Annotated in this window: 18 protein-coding genes and 4 tRNA genes; 10 read left to right on the top strand and 12 right to left on the bottom strand. The window is 42.3% G+C overall.

Going from position 1 to position 20,915, the window contains the following annotated elements:
* Positions 1-10 precede the first annotated feature (10 nt).
* Positions 11-1,984 carry a lytic transglycosylase domain-containing protein gene (locus ACE01T_RS04690; RefSeq protein WP_180042051.1) on the bottom strand — a complete coding sequence of 658 codons (1,974 nt, stop codon included), beginning with the start codon at positions 1,982-1,984 and terminating at the stop codon, positions 11-13.
* A 354-nt stretch (positions 1,985-2,338) separates the two neighbouring features.
* Here ACE01T_RS04690 and miaB point away from each other — a divergent pair, with 354 nt between their 5' ends.
* The 4 genes from miaB (at position 2,339) to ACE01T_RS04670 (ending at position 5,926) form a co-directional block, all read left to right on the top strand.
* Positions 2,339-3,793 carry a tRNA (N6-isopentenyl adenosine(37)-C2)-methylthiotransferase MiaB gene (miaB, locus tag ACE01T_RS04685; protein ID WP_395518822.1) on the top strand — a complete coding sequence of 485 codons (1,455 nt, stop codon included), beginning with the start codon at positions 2,339-2,341 and terminating at the stop codon, positions 3,791-3,793.
* A 39-nt stretch (positions 3,794-3,832) separates the two neighbouring features.
* Positions 3,833-4,909 carry a PhoH family protein gene (locus ACE01T_RS04680; protein ID WP_086195734.1) on the top strand — a complete coding sequence of 359 codons (1,077 nt, stop codon included), beginning with the start codon at positions 3,833-3,835 and terminating at the stop codon, positions 4,907-4,909.
* 19 nt (positions 4,910-4,928) lie between these two features.
* Complete coding sequence (gene ybeY, locus ACE01T_RS04675; protein ID WP_180042053.1) at positions 4,929-5,411, top strand: rRNA maturation RNase YbeY; 483 nt, start codon at positions 4,929-4,931, stop codon at positions 5,409-5,411.
* Positions 5,412-5,527: 116 nt separating this feature from the next.
* On the top strand, positions 5,528-5,926 hold the full coding sequence (locus ACE01T_RS04670; protein ID WP_180042055.1) for a hypothetical protein: 399 nt from the start codon (positions 5,528-5,530) through the stop codon (positions 5,924-5,926).
* Positions 5,927-5,983: 57 nt separating this feature from the next.
* On the opposite strand, the gene ACE01T_RS04665 is transcribed toward ACE01T_RS04670, so the two are convergent.
* Positions 5,984-6,862: an energy transducer TonB gene (locus ACE01T_RS04665; protein ID WP_166168754.1), complete on the bottom strand. Its 879-nt coding sequence runs from the start codon at positions 6,860-6,862 to the stop codon at positions 5,984-5,986.
* Positions 6,863-7,101: 239 nt separating this feature from the next.
* Between ACE01T_RS04665 and ACE01T_RS04660 the strand changes: the two genes are divergently transcribed.
* From ACE01T_RS04660 to ACE01T_RS04650, 3 genes are all read left to right on the top strand, one after another.
* Positions 7,102-7,782, top strand: a complete 681-nt coding sequence (locus ACE01T_RS04660; protein ID WP_166168753.1) for a hypothetical protein — start codon at positions 7,102-7,104, stop codon at positions 7,780-7,782.
* 163 nt (positions 7,783-7,945) lie between these two features.
* Entirely contained in the window at positions 7,946-8,659 is a 714-nt protein-coding gene (locus ACE01T_RS04655; protein ID WP_166168751.1) for a DUF3108 domain-containing protein, read from the top strand.
* 91 nt (positions 8,660-8,750) lie between these two features.
* Positions 8,751-9,326: a xanthine phosphoribosyltransferase gene (locus ACE01T_RS04650; RefSeq protein WP_086195739.1), complete on the top strand. Its 576-nt coding sequence runs from the start codon at positions 8,751-8,753 to the stop codon at positions 9,324-9,326.
* A gap of 397 nt (positions 9,327-9,723) precedes the next feature.
* On the opposite strand, the gene ACE01T_RS04645 is transcribed toward ACE01T_RS04650, so the two are convergent.
* From ACE01T_RS04645 to ACE01T_RS04635, 3 genes are all read right to left on the bottom strand, one after another.
* A complete protein-coding gene (locus ACE01T_RS04645; RefSeq protein ID WP_200223215.1) occupies positions 9,724-10,335 on the bottom strand; it encodes a hypothetical protein in 612 nt (203 codons plus the stop codon).
* Between the two features lie 86 nt (positions 10,336-10,421).
* Positions 10,422-11,597 carry a CsgG/HfaB family protein gene (locus tag ACE01T_RS04640; RefSeq protein ID WP_395518821.1) on the bottom strand — a complete coding sequence of 392 codons (1,176 nt, stop codon included), beginning with the start codon at positions 11,595-11,597 and terminating at the stop codon, positions 10,422-10,424.
* Positions 11,591-11,971 (bottom strand): hypothetical protein, encoded by a 381-nt coding sequence (locus ACE01T_RS04635; protein WP_086195913.1) that lies wholly within the window; start codon positions 11,969-11,971, stop codon positions 11,591-11,593. The genes ACE01T_RS04640 and ACE01T_RS04635 overlap by 7 nt, the downstream gene beginning before the upstream one ends.
* A gap of 1,067 nt (positions 11,972-13,038) precedes the next feature.
* Here ACE01T_RS04635 and ACE01T_RS04630 point away from each other — a divergent pair.
* Complete coding sequence (locus ACE01T_RS04630; RefSeq protein ID WP_086195743.1) at positions 13,039-13,398, top strand: hypothetical protein; 360 nt, start codon at positions 13,039-13,041, stop codon at positions 13,396-13,398.
* Positions 13,399-13,507: 109 nt separating this feature from the next.
* Here ACE01T_RS04630 and wrbA read toward each other — a convergent pair whose 3' ends face one another.
* Positions 13,508-14,104, bottom strand: a complete 597-nt coding sequence (gene wrbA / locus ACE01T_RS04625; RefSeq protein ID WP_200223217.1) for an NAD(P)H:quinone oxidoreductase — start codon at positions 14,102-14,104, stop codon at positions 13,508-13,510.
* Between the two features lie 114 nt (positions 14,105-14,218).
* Between wrbA and ACE01T_RS04620 the strand changes: the two genes are divergently transcribed.
* Positions 14,219-15,466 carry a YihY family inner membrane protein gene (locus ACE01T_RS04620; RefSeq protein WP_200223218.1) on the top strand — a complete coding sequence of 416 codons (1,248 nt, stop codon included), beginning with the start codon at positions 14,219-14,221 and terminating at the stop codon, positions 15,464-15,466.
* Positions 15,467-15,925: 459 nt separating this feature from the next.
* On the opposite strand, the gene ACE01T_RS04615 is transcribed toward ACE01T_RS04620, so the two are convergent.
* The 6 genes from ACE01T_RS04615 to ACE01T_RS04590 form a co-directional block, all read right to left on the bottom strand.
* Entirely contained in the window at positions 15,926-16,564 is a 639-nt protein-coding gene (locus ACE01T_RS04615; protein ID WP_200223219.1) for a fumarylacetoacetate hydrolase family protein, read from the bottom strand.
* A 38-nt stretch (positions 16,565-16,602) separates the two neighbouring features.
* On the bottom strand, positions 16,603-17,100 hold the full coding sequence (locus tag ACE01T_RS04610) for a YcxB family protein (RefSeq protein ID WP_200223221.1): 498 nt from the start codon (positions 17,098-17,100) through the stop codon (positions 16,603-16,605).
* Between the two features lie 360 nt (positions 17,101-17,460).
* A tRNA-Arg gene (locus ACE01T_RS04605) sits at positions 17,461-17,537 on the bottom strand.
* Between the two features lie 361 nt (positions 17,538-17,898).
* Positions 17,899-17,975, bottom strand: a tRNA-Arg gene (locus tag ACE01T_RS04600).
* Between the two features lie 48 nt (positions 17,976-18,023).
* Positions 18,024-18,100 (bottom strand) — tRNA-Arg (locus tag ACE01T_RS04595).
* Positions 18,101-18,115: 15 nt separating this feature from the next.
* Positions 18,116-18,207 (bottom strand) — tRNA-Ser (locus tag ACE01T_RS04590).
* 264 nt (positions 18,208-18,471) lie between these two features.
* Here ACE01T_RS04590 and rnr point away from each other — a divergent pair.
* The gene (gene rnr / locus ACE01T_RS04585) at positions 18,472-20,892 is read left to right on the top strand and encodes a ribonuclease R (RefSeq protein WP_200224880.1); all 2,421 of its coding nucleotides are present in this window, start codon (positions 18,472-18,474) and stop codon (positions 20,890-20,892) included.
* Positions 20,893-20,915 lie beyond the last annotated feature (23 nt).

The following is a 20,915-nucleotide window of genomic DNA, read 5'->3' as shown; positions in this document are numbered from 1 at the left end:
AAACTAAAAATTAAGGATTATTTCTTAATGGAATTATATTCATCCGTTTTTCAATCGACTGCGCTCCTTGTCCAAGCAATACTCCATAATGGGTGGCGTTGGTCATGACATGTTTTACATAATCACGTGTTTCGGTTAAGGGAATGGTTTCAGTATATTGATCAGCGGCTATCTGCTGGGCATCCGGTTGCCAGCGACGTGCACGGTTTGGACCAGCATTATAGCCAGCCGTTGCCAGCACAGGATTATTGCTGAGCTGGCTCTGAATCATCGACAAATAAAAAGTGCCATAACGAATATTGGTATTCATGTCGGTTAAAGCTGCCGGATTATAAGTTTCGCCCATTTGCCGGGCCACCAGTTTCGCCGTATCCGGCATAATTTGCATTAACCCTCCTGCACCCACATGTGAACGTGCCTGTGAAACAAAACGACTTTCCTGACGCATCAAACCATAGGCCCATGCAGGATCGATTCCGGCATTTCGACTATGGCTGACCACATAACTTTGATGTGGCATGGCATAACGATAGGAATAATTGTGCTTGGATTCAGTACGGTCAGCCGCGTAAATGGCACGGTCGTACCAACCTATATCCGTCGCACGTTTTGCAGCTGCCAGCAGTAAGCCATCATCATGTTTTAAATATGCCTGACGCACTGCCCAGTTCCATTCACGATTCACATAACTATCCGGTGCGTTGACACGGCGTAAAGCAAAAGCACGGTTAAAATGAATATTTTGGCTTAAACGCTGCACATCACTATTTGAAGGTTGAACATTACCGGGAATATTATTGTAACTCTGCCCCAACTTATCTCTGGCCAGCAGATTATGGTAATCATCTCCCTGTGCCAATTTTTTGAAAATTTCTTGTGCCACACGTTTAGAGTGAGCATCACCACGCTGCTCTGAAGCCCGTGCCAACCAGTACTGCCAACGATCTTCCTGCTTTTGGGTTACGCCCATCGCATCAATGGCCCGAATCAGGCTTTCCCATGCACTAAAACGAATGGCTTGACGAGCATAAATTTCCGCTTCTTCTGCACTAAAGGGCAAACCGTAACTGGCATCCAGATAATTCAGTACTTCACGGTTAAAATTGTTTTTCATCACCGTGGTTCCGCCAATATAGCCCACAGTACGATAGAGCGCTTTTTGTACTTGTAGCGGTGTCCCTTCTGCTGCATTTTTGACGGAAGCCATTGCAGTATTTAAGTCGCTATCGGCCAGACGTCCCAGGGCATAAATCAAATAAGCCTGATCTGCACTGGTGGCTTTAGGCGCAGACCATAAATAATTTAAAGGATTGGCCTGAATTTGATTGAGCTGTGCAAGTGACAGGCTCAGCCCCAGCGTTTGTGCCGTAGCCAAGGCCAAGCCCGACTGGCCTGCGCGAAGCTGTCCCCACAAGCGTTGCTGCCTGTCCTGCTCGGTCATTAGGGGACTCGACAGCATCATACGTCCCAAACCGGTACAGGATTCAGGTTGTGAGTTGGTAGCAAGCCAGACATCTTTATATTCAGCAAAAACCAGGGGATCACCCGATTTGGCACGAACCTGCGCAACCGCACAGTTTTCCGCCTGATCCGGATTGGTCACATACTGCAAAATAGGCTGCGCAGTCGCAAAATCTGCCTGCTTGACTTTTTCTTCGACATAATCGGCAGCCAGTTTTTCCGCCATGGCCGATTGCGGATAACGCTGAGCAAAATTGATAATTTGGCTGGCAGGCTGATTGGCCAGATTGCTATTCAATAACCAGTATTCCGGATAATAGCCCAGCACATCGTTCTGCATCGATGCCTGATATTGTTGTAATAAATCTAAATTTGAAGAATTGGCAGCACGCAAAGCATCATTAAACTGTTCATCAGCTGCATAAGAAATCGAAATAAAACCGGTAGATGCCAAAGCCAAAGCAAGCACTTTATAATAATTTTTATTGATTACCCGATTAAACATATGCCCGCCTTCTGTCATTTAATATTGCCTTGGTCGCACCTAATCATTTTTGAATAGTTTAATTATTATTACACTACTCTACTGTTCTGTTATGTAACCTTATGATTAGACAATATTAATTTTCAATCATTTTTACTTCACAAATCAATATTTTTGCAGCTTTATTTAGAGCTATAAGTTTGGCTTCGATTCCTGCTAAAATATGCGCCTTTCTTGTATTCAAATTGCATTTTTTCAAGATGACAGTCAGCCTCTTTCTTCCTCTTCAATACCATTAGGCATTGAAAGGAAAAAGAAATATCGCTCGCTGAGTGAGCTTGATACAGTCAGTCTTGAATTGCGATTTCACCGATTTATCCTTTAGGAGCCTACATGACGGTTCAAACCTTCATTCCAAATAGTGCCCAAGCTGCTTCAGAAAACACTGTTACCCAGCCACAGCACACCCCAGCCGACGGTTCAGTGAAAAAACTGTATATCGAAACGCAAGGGTGTCAGATGAATGAGTATGACAGTCATCGTATGGCAGATCTTTTAGGCGACTCGCACGGTTATGTACTCACCACTGACCCAAATGATGCCGATATTCTGCTGATGAATACCTGTTCCATTCGTGAAAAGGCCCAGGAAAAAGTCTTTTCCGAACTAGGTCGCTGGCGCAAGCTGAAAGAAAAAAATCCTGATCTGGTGATTGGGGTCGGCGGTTGTGTCGCTTCTCAGGAAGGTGACAATATTCAGAAACGTGCACCGTATGTCGACATGGTGTTTGGTCCACAAACCTTGCACCGTTTACCGCAAATGCTGGATCAGCATAGTGAACAAATTGAAAAACCGAAGAAAGAAAAAATCAAGCTGGTGGATATTTCTTTCCCGGATATCGAAAAATTCGACTTTTTACCTGAACCGCGTGTTGAAGGCTATAAAGCGTTTGTTTCAATTATGGAAGGCTGTTCCAAATACTGTTCTTTCTGCGTAGTCCCTTATACCCGCGGCGAAGAAGTATCGCGTCCTTTAGATGACGTACTTGCAGAAATTGCCGGTCTGGCGGAAAAAGGGGTTCGTGAAATCAGCCTATTAGGTCAGAACGTGAATGGTTACCGCGGCGAAACTTTCGAAGGCAATATCTGCACCTTTGCCGACTTACTGCGTCTGGTGGCTGAAATTCCGGGGATTGGTCGTTTACGCTATACCACCTCACATCCGCTTGAATTTAATGATGACCTGATTCAATGCTACCGTGACTTGCCACAAATGGTTTCGCACCTGCACTTGCCGGTACAAAGCGGTTCCAACGATGTGCTGAAAGCGATGAAGCGTAACCACACCATTGACGTGTATATCGAAAAAATTAAAAAGCTACGTACCGTCCGTCCGGATATGCATTTATCTTCAGACTTTATTATTGGTTTCCCGGGTGAAACCGATGAGAACTTTGAAGAAACTTATCAATTCATCCAGGATTTAGATTTCGACCACTCTTATAGCTTCATTTATTCAAAACGTCCAGGTACACCCGCTTCAGAACTTGAAGACAACACCCCTGAAGATGTGAAAAAAGAACGGCTGGCCAAAGTTCAGCAATGGATTAAACGCTCAAGCATTGATAAAACTGATGCCATGCTCGGCACCATCCAGCGTGTGCTGATTGAAAAGGTTTCTGACAAAGATCCGAACCTGTTGATTGGTACAGCGGACAATACCCGTCTGGTCTCTTTCATTGGTGATCCGGCCTGGGTTGGGCGTTTTGCAGAGATTGAAATTACCAAAATTAAAACTTTAAATTTTGTTTACGGTGAGCTCTTGAATCTTGAGCCTGACGTGGCGTAATGTAAGGTGATCAGTAAGATCATTTTATAAGGAATTCTCTTGACTGCAGCGATCCGACGTACAGTAACTTTTCCTGGTATTTCAATGGAACGTTTAAAAGGCATGCTGGGTGCTTATAACGGTCATTTGAAACAAATCGAACAGCGTTTAGAGGTCAAAATTTCCCATCGAGGTGATGCTTTTTACATCGATGGTGAGATTGATGCAGTAGAGAGAGCCGAAAGCCTCTTGATGCGTCTACATGAAGAAACTGAAACCAGCCAGCAAGTCAGCGCGGATACTTTGCATCTGATGATTCAGGGCAGTCAGACGGATCGTGAATTGCAGGAAGACTTTTCTGACAATGAACATACTGGTCTCGATGCAGTGTGGTTGCAAACCCGCAAAGGCCGGATTAATCCACGCGGTGCCAATCAAAAGCGTTATGTACAGCGTATTTTGCAAAGCGACATCTCATTCGGGATTGGTCCTGCCGGTACCGGTAAAACCTATCTTGCCGTGGCTGCTGCGGTAGATATGCTGGAACGTAATGAAATCCAGCGCATCCTGCTGGTTCGTCCTGCGGTTGAAGCCGGGGAAAAACTCGGTTTCTTGCCGGGGGATTTAAGCCAGAAAATCGATCCTTATTTGCGCCCGCTTTACGATGCCCTGTATGAAATGCTGGGCTTTGAAAAAGTCGCCAAACTGATTGAACGTCAGGTGATTGAAGTTGCGCCCCTCGCCTATATGCGTGGCCGTACCCTCAACCATTCTTTCGTGATTTTGGATGAAGCACAAAACACGACGCCAGAACAGATGAAAATGTTCCTGACTCGTTTAGGCTTTGGTTCACGTGCGGTCATTACCGGCGACATCACTCAGGTCGATTTACCTCGCGGTCAGCAATCTGGTTTAGCCCATGCTTTACGTGTACTGGAACCTGTAACCGAAATTCATATCACCCGTTTCCATTCCCGTGACGTAGTTCGTCACCGGCTGGTACAGAAAATTGTCGAAGCTTATGAAGGATGGGACAGTGAACAACACCGTCTTAGTGCTGAAGCACGGGCAGAACGTAAAGCGCGTCAGGAAGCATTGATTGCTGAAAATGATGCTGCTGCCGATGCTCAGGACTAAGATACTTTAAGGATTCATTTTGAAACTTAACCTATCATTGCAACAAGACTACCAGTCACCTGAACTGGTATTAAAACGCGCTTATATTAAAAAGGTCATTGAAACTACACTTCGTTTTATCAATGTCGATCAGGACTGTGAAATCGGGATTGCCTGTGTAGACAATGATGAAAGCCATAAGCTGAATCTGGAGTATCGTCAAAAAGACAAGCCGACCAATGTGCTGTCTTTCCCGAGCGATGTGCCAGAAGAAGTGCTGGCAATGCTGGATGCCCTACCCATTGGTGACCTGGTGATTTGTATTCCTGTGGTTTTACAAGAGGCCATTGATCAGAACAAAACACCGATTGAGCATTTCACTCATATGCTGGTGCATGGCACATTACACTTAATGGGCTATGACCATGAAACCTCAGATGAAGATGCTGAAGAAATGGAAGCATTGGAAATTGAAATTCTGGCGAAGTTAGGTTTTGAAAATCCCTATACTGAACAACAGTAGGTTCTAGCAGCATTCCCATTTATTAAACCCGATTAATTTCGATTAGTCGGGTTTTATTTATGCCAAATAAGCATAAAATCTTAAAATATCTCCCCTGCTAAATGCTGGAAAAAATGATGAACAGAATTCTTTTCCGACTTTGCCTGATTTCAGCGTTATTTCCTGCATCCCAATTGTATGCCAATGTTGAATCTGTATGTAAGGAAGTAAGGTTCCAGCCAGCAGATAATGCCTGGGTAGGCCATTATTATCTGGAAGGCGTGATGGAAGTCGGCTCTGAGCTTTTACTGCAACCGGACGGCAAGTTTAAATGGTATCTGGCTGTAGGTGCCTTAGACCAATATGCAGAAGGAACCTGGTGGAAAAATGGGACATGTATTGGCTTGAAAGCTGCACCCCAATACCGCCAATATTTAGAAATCTTCCCGACCCGCCTAGATCTTTCAGAACAGGACTTAAACGTGACATGGCCGGATGGGCGTCAAAAGGGGCACTATGTATTAGCATCACCTTAAAAACATAATCAAAATAAATACTTGTCAAACTTTTAAAAGCAGATCAAGGCCATTCAATCAATGCACCTCAAACTCAGCTTCAGCCGGGTCAAACCGCCAGGTACGCACAATGCGAAGCTCGGAAATATCTTTCATCCCTTTATCAAAACCACCGAATGGAGCAGCTTTACGCACTGAGGTCTTGGCCGCTTCATCCAGTAAACCATGACCTGAACTTTCAATCAGGCGAATGGCACGAATTCCGCCACTTTTATTTAAGATGACCATTAAACGCACCTCTCCTGCGAGGCGTTGCACTTTGGCTGCATCGGGATAATAGCGGTTACCGTAAAATTCTACTTTCTCACGGAATTTTTCCAAATAAGCGGCAGAAATATCCTGCTTGGCCTGTATACCATCTACGGTTTTAATTTTTTGCTGACGGCTAAAGTTTTGCTGACGTTGCAAATATTGTGCTTCCAGACTTGCCACCATCGCGGCCTTGGCCTGAAACTGGCTATTCAGCTCCTGCATGGCTTTTTTGCGCTGGTTCTGTTCTGCTTCTTTCTTCCAGCTTAAGGTGGTCATCAGCACTTTTTCTTCAAAGCTGAGTTCGCGTTTCTGTTGTAAACGCTCCAGAGTTTCCTGTTGCTGTTCACCGGTCGTTTGCTCAGTCATCGCTGCCGGCATATCGCTCGACATACGGTGTGCTTCACGAAAAGTTCCAGAACCTTGCTGATCTGCCTGTGCCAGAAAATCCGCATGTTCCACCTTGTCCTCACTCGGACGTAATGTGACGGCGATCTCTTTGACTGCCGCATCACTTTCTTGCGGCATGGCAAACTGCAAAGTCAAAATAATCAAATGCAAAGCAACAGCTACAATCACTGCGCTTGTGAAAATTGGATCTTTCCACCATGCATGCATTAAAGGTGCGAAACTGATTTTCTTAAGCATCACATTAAACCGACAAAATGTCTGGCCCCCAAACTGCATAAAAGCAGTATAAAATAAACACAGCGTCTAGTTTTGAGTGAAGAAACGAGAACTCAGTCAATAAGCACGCTGTAGACAATTAAAATCATGAAAATGGTGCAATTAATTTTGTTAAACTGCAAGGTGGAATATCTGTATTTTTAATACTTTCGACAGAATCTATCGAAGTTTAAGAAGATTAACTCGCTGGGATGCCTTATATGCAAACGCTACTATCCAATATCTCTAAACGTATACGCCAGGTGTATGAAAAGGCTGAAGGGTTTATTGAAGATGAGCGTGAATTCCCCCTTTCTCAAGTTTTTTTAAATGCAACTTTTCAGCGTTTTGTTACTGACAATGTTGCCATGCTGAAAGATCTGCATGCCGACTTGCATGAAGACTGGCTACGCTTATATGCAACGCTTGATGTGAAGGGTTTATACATTACCCTTTCAGTCGATTTGAAACTGGTACAGATGGAACTGAATAAAGACACCCAACTGATTGTGTTTGAACAGATTAGTGACACCCAAGTGATTGAAGCTAAATTCAAAAATATCTTCCAAAAGCTTGCTGTAAAATTTGCTTTATTTTTCTATCAAAAAGTACTCAATCAAGACCCTTTGGGCATGATTCTTGAAAAGTTGAATGTCATTAAAGTAAAAGATGACTTATTGCATCTGGATTTAAACCGATGGTTAGGCAAAAAGCGTTCTATCATTGATACCTTAGCAAAAGTGCATGTCAACCATGCGGTTTTGCGTGAAGCTGAACTGGTGGTCATAGGCAATGTCAACCTGACTGCATTATTCAGAAAAATGTCCGAAGAGCCGATGGAGGTCTGGGAGATTGCGGAAGAATACCAGGACAGCAAAGTCAGTCCGGTTAAGCAAAAATAAATTAGATGATGATTACTGATTAAAATCTATATTTTTTAGGGAAAAACTACATAAAGATACAGATCGAACAAAATTTCAGATTTTATCTTCATAATCAAAGCGCATAATACCGCTTAAAGACAAGTTTTACATTTTATTCCAAATTCAGAGGAACAATTTACTGATGGCTCACCCTGTATTGAAAACAATTGCGTTGACATCTGGATTAAGCACTACTCTGTTGTTTGCTGGTTTCTCAAGCCAAACCTTCGCCATGAGTCCATTCCAAGCAAGCTATCAATTTAGCTATAATGGCAAAAATCTGGGTTCTGCTACCCGCACATTAAACAAGTCGGGAAATAACTGGACTTATGTTTTTGCTGCAAAAGCTGCTGGCTTGGCTTCTGCAACAGAAACCAGTTATTTTGGCTTTAATAATGGCCAAATTATTTCCCATACTTTCAGCCGTAGCAGTAAAGTACTCATTCACAATAATACAATGAGTATCAAGTTTAATCCCACAGCTAAAACCATTAATACCAAGAAGGATGACACAGCACGTTCATTTGCCTGGAAAGCTGGTACGCTGGATGAACTGAATGCTGAATTACAACTGCGTGAAGACTTAAAATCATCCGGGCTGAGATCAAGTTATGCGATTGTCGATGCCAAAGAAGTGGAATCACGTCGTTTTGTCAAACAGGGTATGGAAAAGGTAAAAACGTCTTATGGCACTTTCGACACAATTAAAGTAGTGCTCAAACACAGCAAGCCAAATCGCGATACCATTTTTTGGTTAGCACCTAAACTGGACTACACACCCGTGAAAGTAACCCATCAAGATGGCAAAACTTCCTATGGTTTATTATTAACAGGTTATAAAGGCCCAACGAGTTAATTGATTTGAGCAATTTCGCTTGCATTTTTCGAGAGCCTTTTTAAAATACGCTTTTGCTTGAAAAAGCATCTGCCCTTAGAGGAATTCTCCCGTGCACGCACTAGAACAGAAAATCTTAAGTGAAGGTATCGTTCTATCTGATCAAGTTCTGAAAGTTGATGCTTTCTTAAATCATCAAATCGACCCTGTATTAATGCAGCAAATTGGCAAAGAATTTGCTGCACGGTTTAAAGATGCAGGGATCACGAAAATTATCACCATTGAAGCTTCTGGTATTGCTCCAGCAGTCATGGCCGGTTTAGAACTTGGTGTGCCTGTGATCTTTGCACGTAAATATCAGTCTTTAACCTTAAAAGATGATTTATACCGTTCCAAAGTGTTCTCGTTCACTAAACAAATTGAAAGTACCATTGCCATTTCCAACAAGCACATCAACTCTAGCGATAAAGCTTTAGTGATTGATGACTTCCTGGCAAATGGTCAGGCTGCTTTAGGTCTTGCCGATTTAATTCATCAAGCAAATGCAGAAGTTGTGGGTATTGGCATTGTAATTGAAAAATCTTTCCAGCCAGGGCGCCAATTGTTACTTGATAAAGGTTACCGTGTTGAATCTTTGGCACGTGTTAAATCTTTAGAAAATGGTACTGTTGAATTTGTCCGTGACTAGAATTTCAACTGAATTTAAAAAGAACGCTCAGGCGTTCTTTTTTATAGGTGTTTGTTTTTAGAATGCATATTTTATGTGAAACAACTATCCAGAATAATGTTAACAAAATCGGTGCTTACTCACCTGCTCCAGGTGAATTCAGCTTGCTGGCCCCTGCTGCAAAATGAAATACAAGAAAAAAATAAATTCGTTGCACTTTTTTTGTCCAATAATTCGAATCAACTCTAGTCAATAGCGTGGTTTTACATCTCATAACAACCGAACTTTCACACCAAATAGGACTTGTTAAAGATTAATTTAACTACAAAGCAATATTCACTGAACATTTTTTGCTCTAAAATAAAAAAGTCTAACTATCCGCAAATAGTTAGACCCTGGATCATATTGAACGGTGGATTTACTTTACGGTCACAGTAATGCTACCGGTGTTCACAGCACCAATAGCTGAAGTTTTGATACCATCAATATGATTCACTTTTCCATCTACATTTACAGATGCATCAATAGCTGCTGAATTGAAAGCTAAATTCGCTGCAGTGTAATTACTCAGAGTTTCAGAGAATTGGTCATAAGTATCCGTATTTAACGATGTACTAATGGAACTTTCAAACTCTGATGACCGTTCAGTACGCCATTCTTCCAAATTACGCGCCGCACTTCTTTCAGCATCAAGAGTTGTCTCTAATGTTCCCGTATTCACTGCGCTCAAATTGCCTTGCTGCAAATTGATACTACCGGTGTTTACCGCACCAATTGCTGAAGTTTCTACTGCAATTTTGTCTCCCACATTATTCAGTGAGTTATACCGCCCATCTACATTGACCGTTGCATCAACAGTAGCGGTATTAATGGCAAGGTTAAGCGCAGTACCATTTGGCTGGGTATGTTGAGATAAAAGATTTAAGGCACCATTTAACCCAGTATCTACAGTGACCTCTTGAGCATTAGCCATGCCTGCACCGGACAAGAAGGCAACAGATAAGGCGATTGTTTTGATAGTCTTATTCATGGTTATTTTCCTTTTTTCTAATTTTGAAGTACTTCTCGCTAAGCACTTCTTTTTTATAATGGGAGCGAGCCCATTTTTATATATTTTTAATCACGCTGCGTGCTTGACCAGTAGTTTTCGACCACTTCCGGATTAACATCCCACAGCATCGAAGTCTTTTCATTGTCTTTTTCTTCATTCATTTTTTTAAAAAAAGATGAAGGCTTTTTCATACTGATATATTTAATCAAATCCTGTTTGCTCGGTTCAGACTCACCTTCAGGATTTTCAATCAACTCAGACTCTTTTTTCTTGGGTGGCTGTGTATCCTTGTTGGGTGAGTTGGTCGATTTATTTTTCTCATTCGGTGAACTTGTTTTATATGAGGATGATTCCAGAACAGTACTCGGTAAGTTTGCGGTACTTTGCTGCTGACTCTGCTTATACTTATACAGCGCAACCGAACTTCGGGTTAAACTCAATTGGCCAAATTCAGGTGGTATTTGCGCGCGGCAACTTTCAAAGGTTGCAGGCGGAATCACCTGACTGAGCAATTCAAAAGTGCCTAGATTCAGCATTTGGCGTAAAGCAAAATTAGTTGCTTCTCGTTCCCCTTTGCCAAGCTGAATATTCAATAAAGTATGTCCGGCAAACCTGCCTGCACTCAGACCATAATCCTGCGCAGCAATCTGTTTTTGCAGCGAAACATTAGCCACTACTTTACTGCTACGGGTATCAGTCAGGGATAAATCCAGCCCGACCATAATGCGGGTTTGACTATAATTCGGCCCGACTCCACCAATCTGCATATCCACACCGCCCCCTGGAATAAAATCCAGACTGTTGATGCTGCCAGTGACATAATAATCGGATGCCTGGATTTGCCGTGGGTCGCGAATGCCCCACTTGGCTTCGCTTTCGATAATCCTCGGATCACGCCGGTTCAATAAACTGACCCCAGCCTGAAACAGGGCGGACTGCACCATATCTCCCGCGCCTTGGGTCACCATTTTGCCACTACCGCCATTGGTCACTACATCTTTGCCGGTCTGGTCCAGAATCGCTCCAACGGAAAAGCTGACATCACTGCGCAGTTGCCCTTTCAGGCAGGATAAAGCCATATCAAAGGGGGTGAAAATATCGGTAATTGGGGGACCCTGTACCAGACTGACCGGTTTCTTGTTTGAGACCGCCATACCCGTGCACCCGCTCATCAGCTGGCTTAAAAGGATCAACACAGTCACAGAAGATATTTTTCTTCTATTTAACGGAAAATTCAGCATAGTGAGTCCCCCCCCGGTTGGGTGCTTAAGTTGGGGCATTGCTGATTGTTTTGAGTGGTCGTGGAATTTAAGGTGCCTTCATTCGAAGTATCATTCGAAATGTCCACGCCGTTATTTGAACCATTGATATTCACATTGCTCGTAGCTGAATTCACCGTACCGATAGAGCTGGTCGAGGTGCTATTTATAGTGGTCTTTCCCAAGCCAGAATAATAATCGGAATCCTTGAGCTCGATCAGATTGGCCTGCACCAGATTTTCACTGGAACGAGTACTTGACGATTTCCAGCGCTGGCTCCATTCATCCGATGTGGCATAAGCATTGCCCAAAATACAGCAACAAAATAAACTCACATTGATCACTGATATTTTCATAATCATTACCCGTCCTTCGTTCCAGGATGTTTATTTATTTTCTATTTATTAAGGTTTAATTTATATTAAAAATATTAAATCACATAAATAAAACAAAAGGCAAAATTTATCAGGTTTTACATATCTTAGGTTTAAGATAACAAACTATCTTGTTGTTATAATTATTGATTTGTTAATTGTTGTTTATTTTTGAATTGTAAGAAATTATTATGTAATAAATCTTTAAAATTAAAATTTACATAAAAAATTTAATAAAATTAATATTTTTTTTATATAAGAAATCATCCTGATTTCATAAGCGAATATTCACCTTGTCAAAACAGTTCAGCTTTAGGGAGTTGTAAAATTTGACTTTATTAGAATGCTCATTCAAATGTGATGAACATCTATTATTTATGAAAATACAATTAACCAATCACAGTTAAGCGTATTTATAAAGTAATTTCAGCAGTAAAGTTAATTTTTTAAAAGTATGAGTATCCGTTCAAAAAAAACACTCTAACTTTAGCGATAAGGCTATTTGCAGCCCTATATCTACGACCACTTCAGTGTTTTGAGCATTTGCCATACCGACACCGGTCAGGAAGGCGACAGATAAGAAGATTATTTTTAACAGTCTTCTTCATAATTGTTCTTCCTTTTACTGCATTGATAAATGCCCCCGAGATAAAGACAACTTTTGGCCATAGACCACCTAATAGACATTATTCTCCGTCGCAAAATCGCAGAATTAAACCAAAGACACATGGAATTGGACTTAAAAAGAGGAGCCGTACAGCCTCAGCCTAGCCTGTTTTAAGTTGCAGTATATGCAAGATACAGTCATTTTCATGGCTGTATGATTGATGATTATTAAAAAAGCAGCCATAACCAACACTCGATGAAGAATGGATTTACAACTCAGATAAACTGTTTCGACTTTATTTCAACTAAAATCAAGTTGGTATGAAATGCTCCTGACATCCAGTTGCAGAAACGACATACTGTAGCAACATGTCATAAATACCTGCTGACCTTGAAACCTTCTCTATTTCCTATAGTTCAAGATCGGTCAATATAAATTGTTGATGGAAAAACTTATGCAATGTCCTAAATGTGGATCGACCGAAGTTGAAAAACGCGATCACGAAAAGAACTTAAAGACCATTGGTGGAATTTTAATGACCTCCGCCGGGGCAACGGCAGGAACAGTCGGTGGTGCTGCAACAGGTGCATCGACAGGCGCAGCGATTGGTGCAGTAGCCGGACCATTAGGCGTGATTTTCGGTGGCACAGTAGGAACATTTGTAGGAGCCATTGCCGTAGGAGTGACAGGCGGGGTTTTAGGGAATATTTTCGGTAAAAAAGCCGGTGTCATTATCGATAAGAATGTGTTTCTGGATTATAAATGTTTGCAATGCAATCATAGATTTAAACAACCTGAATAAGCACTTAAACTTTAAATTGCAATAAAAAGACCCTTCTTTTTTAGAAGGGTTTTTTTATAGATACATACCTTACAAATAGAGTGAGTGAAACTCAAGTTCTTAATAAAAATCAGTTTGCCTGCAATTTTTTAACCACTTCGCCCAGGCGTTTCCCCTGCTCTTCACACAAGACTTTTTCGTCCTGGCTTAAACCCAGATCATGGCGCGGACCGCTGACATGACTGGCACCATAGGGCGTGCCACCCGACTTGGTATTGGATAATGCCGGGTTGGCATTCGGCAGGCCCATAATCATCATACCATGATGAAACAGAGGTGGAAGCATAGTCAGTAATGTACTTTCCTGTCCGCCATGCATCGAACCCGATGAAGTAAAGACACAGGCCGGTTTTTGATGTAAAGCCCCATTCAGCCAAAGACTGGTGGTCTGATCCCAGAAATACTTCATCTCGGAGGCCATATTGCCAAAGCGTGTAGGTGAACCCAAAGCCAGACCTGAACAATTGGCCAAATCATCCAGGGTACAATAAATATCCCCTTCCTCTGGAATACTTGGCTCAGCCTGTTTCACCACAGTGGATAGGTTGGGTACCGTACGAATTTTTACCGTCATACCTGCAGATTCAACACCATTGGCAATTAAATGTGCCATTTCTTTGGTTGAGCCATATTTGCTGTAATATAAAACCAAGACATAAGACTGCATATTTTTTATAAACGAAGCTAAAAGAGAAAACTATACGGTATTTTTCCCATTTTTTGGTTAAGCTTGGTATTGAAAATTCATAAAGATGACTAAAAAAATTGAGACTTCATCACGATGCTAGAAAAGTATTTAAAAAAACTTCCTTTTTATAATGAAACCTGGTTTCAGTTTGTTTTATTTGTCGTAAGACGTTTTGAAGCCGATCGCTGTAGAGATCAAGCTGCATCTCTGACCTATACCACGCTGTTTGCAGTGGTCCCCATGCTGACGGTTTTTCTGGTAATTATTTCTTCGATTAAAGCACTGGAACCTGCAAGGCAGCAATTACAACAACTGATTTACAGTCATTTTTTACCTCGAACCACAATCGCCTTTGATAAGGCCTTTACTGCCTTTACCGATAAATCCAGCAACCTGACAGTGATTGGTATTTTATTTCTGTTCGTGACTACAGTCATGATGCTTTCCAGTATCGAGACCGTATTTAACCGTATTTGGCGAGTAAAAGAAACGCGAGGCGGGATTATCGGCTTTATGCGTTACTGGACCATTATTTCACTCGGCCCTATTCTGCTAGGCAGTGCTTTTGCGATTTCATCCACTGTAGCCTCATTAAATGTACTGAGTAATAATTTCGCCGGTTATGAGGTCGACGGCGAATTTATCTTGTGGGGCATTTCCTTTGTCCTGACCATTTTAGGCTTCTTTATTTTAAACTGGACCATTCCCAATCGCAGTGTTCCGATTAAAGCTGCCTTGATTGCCGGTACATTTAGTACCGTCGTCTTTGAATTGCTGAAAAATTTGTTTGGCATCATCATGTCAAATTTCACCAGTTATGAAATTGTCTATGGCGCTTTTGCTGCCATTCCGATTTTCCTGTTATGGATTTTCCTGTCCTGGAACATTGTTTTGCTGGGGGTCGAAATCAGTTATGCCCTCACTGCGTTTAATTCAGGCAAAGAACCCAAACGCCATCCCGTGATTATGCTGCTGGATTTGATGGAGCTGTTTTATAAAAAACAGCAAAGTGGCGAAAGCGTTTCTGATGAAGAAGCACTGGAAGTCTTAGGCCGTGATGAAATCGGACGCTGGCCGACGTATGTAGTGATGCTGGAAAAACAAAATCTGGTAAAACGCACCGATAATGATGAATACATTCTCGCGCGCAATCTGGCTCAGGTCGATTTTTGGAGTTTTTATAAACAGTTGCCTTATCCACTTCCACGTAGCAAAGATGTCGCCAATATTCGTCCGGATGATGAATGGATACAAAGACTTGGTCCCGCTCTGGTTGAATCTGATGATTATCTGGCGGCAAAACTTTCCATTCCGCTGTCCGCTATTTTTGAAAAGAAATAGTTTTGACTGACTTTGATCAGGTTGTAAAAAGCCTTCTTTTTCGAAGGCTTTTTCAATGACTACACAGAGGTATTAGCAGACAAAAATGTCTGATCCAACCATGCAAACTGACCATCATGTAAAAATTCAGAACTAAAAAAAGGCTGTATCAAACACACTACTGTCCCATAATTTGAATTTTATTTCAGTATGGAATCAATATGATGATATTTTAAATTTAAGTATTTGATATTTAATTTTTCACAGCCTTATCTTTACTTTAAAAGTTGAAGCGACTTTGTGTAGGCTAAACCCTACTTTTGACAGACCAAAAGTAGGCAAAAGTCTTTATTCCCCATACACGACTTCCTGTCGTGATGGGGAATGTGTGGCATCCTTGCCACACTCACAAATCTAACACTGAGATTCAACTATGAGACAGCAGTAGTATCAAACAGCCTTTTTACTCAGCTTTTCCACTTATTGAACAAAGGTTTTCCAGACAAAATCCTGGCTTTGACCTTGCAACGTCATTTTCAGTTGATCGCCTGATTGTAATGCAGCCACACCTGCAGGTGTTCCGGTCATCACCACATCACCCGGCTCTAAAGTAAACACCTGACTGATATCAGCCAGCAAGGTTACAATATCAAAAATCAGCAAAGACGTATCGCCTTTTTGACGCAGCTCATCATTAACCTGAAAAGTATAATGTACCTCTTTCCAGTCTGTAATTTCAGCAACGTCTACCCAGTTTGCCAGGACACATGAACCGTCAAAAGCCTTAGCACGCTCCCAAGGCTGACCTTTCTTTTTCAAGTCATCCTGCAAGTCACGCAAGGTTAAATCCAGACCTAAAGTCACTGCACCGACAGCTTGCAAGGCTTTGGCAGGATCAGTTTCTGCTTTCAAAGTACGGTCAATCCGCAGGCTGAGTTCACATTCATAGTGACAATTTCCCCAAGCCGGGTTCCATGAAATACCCTGCTCTAAAGTTATCAAACTGCTTGGCGGCTTGATAAATAAAACCGGACGATCAGGAATGGCATTGCCTAATTCTTTGGCATGATCTGCATAGCTACGACCGACACAGACAATTTTAGATGGACGTGTACTCATGATCTTCCCTTTTATTGCACTTTTACTTTATTTCAAGCTTACTTTTTAAATGTGTTTTCAAATACGGTTTGATCGGCCGGTTGCTCGAAGGCACGTTTCGGTACAATCACCACGGTACGATTCTTCAACTCAATCATATAGGTCTGCTTGCCCATAGCAAAGTTTTGCACTTCACTATAGTTAAAAATCTGTTTACGACCATTAGCATAAATTTCGGCATGATCCTGAAACAACTCGATGCCTTGTTCACTTTTACCAAACTGGTATTTTACAAATTGACGCTTAAACATCATCGGTAAAAACCAGTAACGCATAATCAGCTGCAAAATCAAAAAGAAAGCGCCAAGCGCAACATAATAACGACCAACGCCATTAAAGCCGAGATAAAATCCCCAGATAATAATCCCGATACTGACCAATGGGGTAATAAAACGGGTAATCTGCTTTTTACCAAAAGTCGCCAGGGCAAAACCGTCTTGCGATTCTTCCAGGTTTAGGAAATAACGTACCGATACAGCAGGCTTGGTCTCTGACATAATTCATCATCAAATTATTCGAACAATTGTGCTAGATATTACACCAGATTCCGTCATTTCCTTATTGTTTTTACCCACCTAAATTACATCAGGCAGCAATGCAGAATATAAAGTTTTAGCCGGATTGGGAGTGATCAATCTTCCATTCTATTTTAAGCTGCGTTCCGATCATCTCAACAGCCTGGGAAATCTGTTTGATGCTGTTAGTGCAGAGCGACGCGAAATGTGCCTTATCACGACATGTTAGAACAATAGATGGCAATACCGTAATGGTATTAAAGACATTTAATTTATTCTAGGCACAAAAAAACCGCAATTAAGCGGTTTTTTTCAATTTCACATCTGTCGATGTGATCAATTTGGTGCGCTCAGAGAGATTCGAACTCCCGACCCCTTAGTTCGTAGCCAAGTGCTCTATCCAGCTGAGCTATGAGCGCGATGTCTTGATGTGGTGCATTATACGCGTTTTTAACATTCTGTTAAGTGCTTTTTCACAAATCTGCAATCAAATGAACAGTTATTGGGCAGAATTAGATTTTTCATCTATTTTTTAAACAAAATTTGTTTTTTGATGATTGCACAGATTGATTTGAAATAAGAAATCATCAATTTTATAAGCGTATTTTTATTTCAGGTTTACTTCAGATATCTGAAGTAAATATTGAAGATGAGATGCTTTTTAAAAACTTCCCAACTCATGGAAAAATTGACAAGATTAAGTTACACCAAATTTCAGAGACAAAAAAACCGCAACATATGCGGTTTCTTCCAGTTTTACATCTGTCGATGTGTTCAAGTTGGTGCGCTCAGAGAGATTCGAACTCCCGACCCCTTAGTTCGTAGCCAAGTGCTCTATCCAGCTGAGCTATGAGCGCGTACTTGAGTTGCCTTGCAGCATTCGTTACATTTACGTTTAACTTGATTGGTGCGCTCAGAGAGATTCGAACTCCCGACCCCTTAGTTCGTAGCCAAGTGCTCTATCCAGCTGAGCTATGAGCGCATTTCAAGTTATTCGTGGCGGTGAGAGAGGGATTCGAACCCTCGGTGGGCTTTAAGACCCACGCTCCCTTAGCAGGGGAGTACCTTCAGCCACTCGGCCACCTCACCGTAACGAGCCGCCATAATACAAATTAAACTTCATTTCTTCAAGTCAGATTTCAAAAAATTCTGATATTTTTAATCAATCATCTATTTTTTAAACAATTTTCGGGCTTGACCTGCTCTTTTTGCTGTTTTTTATGGCTGGTGAAGCTGAAATATTCAACTTCACCCCAAAATTTGAACTGAAAAACACATTATTGCAATCATTTACGTGCAGTCTGTTGCAGCATGACTTATGCTAATCCTATCTTCTGACATGAAGCCAAAGACATTATGAAAAATTGGGTCGATCCTGAAGCTAAAGCTGAAGCTGAACGCTATGAAAATCCTATTCCTAGCCGTATTCTGATTTCTGAAACGATTGAAAAATTACAAGCACCACAATCTCATGCAGATTTAGTAGAACATTTTGAAATTGCAGATCAAAAAAGTATTGATGCACTCAGTCATCGCCTGATCGCCATGGTTCGCGATGGCCAGTTGATGAAAGATGGCTATAAGTTCCAGCTTGCCGCCAGCCAGCCGACGCATGAAGCCACGGTCTATATCAATTCCAAAGGTCTAGGCAGTGCCTCGATTGCCGATCATGAAGACCTTTTACTGCCTGAACGCGAGCTGCGTCTGGTCTTTAATGGCGACCGCGTCAAGGTTCGTCAAACCTCGGTCGACCGCAAAGGCAAGCCTTGGGGCTTTATTACCGAAGTGGTGCAACATCGGGTAAAACAGATTATTGGTAAAGTGGCCATTCACGATGGCGAATACTTTATTCAGCCGGCCAATCCGAATGCCCATCAGCCAATTACCCTGGAAAAAGAACTGATTGAGCATGCCCAGGTCAAAGTGGGTGATTCGGTTCGTGTGGCGATTGATGACTATCCAACGCGTGAAGAACTTGCGACCGGTCATATCGTGCAATCAATGGCAGACAAGGCCGATACCGAAATCATTATTCCGCAAACCATTCTGGAATTTGGCTTGCCTTATGAATTCCCGGAAGAAGTGCTTCGCGATGCCGAACACTTTAAGGAACCTTCTGCACAAGACCGTGAAGGTCGAATCGATTTACGTGATTTAGCGCTGGTGACGATTGACGGCGAAGACGCCCGCGACTTTGACGATGCCGTATATGCCGAAAAACGTCCAGGTGGCGGCTACCGTGTGGTCGTAGCCATCGCTGACGTAAGCCATTATGTCCGCAACGACAAACCGCTGGATGACGAAGCCAAAGAACGTGGCACTTCAGTCTATTTCCCGCATTTTGTGCTGCCGATGTTGCCGGAAGCCCTCTCCAATGGTCTGTGCTCGCTGAATCCGCATGTCGATCGTCTCTGTATGGTTTGTGATTTAAAACTGTCACGTGCCGGTCGCGTCACTGGTTTTGAATTCTACCCATCAGTCATGCATTCCAAAGCGCGTCTCACCTATACTCAGGTGGCACAGTATTTTGATGGCGACAGCAAAGCTGTTCCTGAAGATCGGGATGTACGCAAATCGCTGAATACCTTGTTCCAGCTGTATCAGATCCTGAAAGGTTTACGTGCAGAGCGTCATGCCATGGAATTCGAAACAGTCGAAACCTACATGACCTTTGATGAGTTAGGTGGCATTAATGAAATTCTGCCACGTACACGTAACGAAGCACATAAGCTGATTGAAGAATGTATGTTATTGGCAAACGTCGCAGCCGCAGAATATGCCTTGGAAAATGACATTCCGATGTTATACCGTGTGCATGAGCCACCTGAATTTTCACGTATCCAGAAAGTGCGTGAATATGTGAAATTGCTCGGCCTGCCTTTCCCGGAACAACCAACGCAAAAAGATTATCAGGCGGTGATTGAAGCCACCAAAGACCGTATTGATGCGCCAAGCATTCATGCGGTGCTGTTACGCTCGATGATGCAAGCCTATTACGGTGCAAATAATGCCGGGCATTTTGGTTTGGCGTATGAAGCCTATACGCACTTTACCTCCCCGATCCGCCGTTACCCGGACCTGTTATTGCACCGTGCCATCAAAGCCCATTTAAAACAAAAGCCGTTCCTGCTTTCCGGTGCAGCTCTGGATGATGCCGGTGAACATTTCTCGCAAACCGAACGCCGTGCCGATGAAGCTTCCCGTTCCGTCACCACCTGGTTGAAATGTCATTATATGAAGCAGCATTTAGGTGAAGAATTTGTCGGTGTGATCAGTGCCGTAGCTGAATTTGGCCTCTTTGTAACCTTAAAAGATCTCTATGTCGATGGCATGATCCACGTCAGCCAACTGGGCGATGACTATTTTGTCTATGACCAGCCAAGCCAAAGCTTAATCGGTCAGGCACGTGGTCAAACCTTTAGTCTGGGCGATGAAGTCAAAATTAAGGTGGCTGCGGTAAATCTGGACGATCGCAAAATTGACTTTGAACTGTTGCAACAAATAACCCATGCCGGCCGTGCTATTCGTAGCCGCGCGCCACGTGTGGCCAAGACAACAACAGAAGAAGTATTTAGCCCACGTGCGAAAGCCGTGGTCAGTGAAGATGGTGAACAACCGATTCGCAAGAAAAAGCCTAAAACCAAATCTGCTGCACCAGCTAAAAAGTCAGATAAAAAATCTTCAGCCAAATCGGATGCAAAAGCCAAAGACAAGCTGAAGAAAAAATCCAAACCGAAAAAGAAAAAGTCGAATGCGAAAACTAAGCTAGACTAATTTTCTGATAAAAGCCCTACTTT

Source organism: Acinetobacter uliginosus (assembly GCF_044130295.1).
Taxonomy (GTDB): domain Bacteria; phylum Pseudomonadota; class Gammaproteobacteria; order Pseudomonadales; family Moraxellaceae; genus Acinetobacter.
Note: the sequence above shows the minus strand (reverse complement) of the source record. Positions and strands in the feature narration are given on the sequence as shown.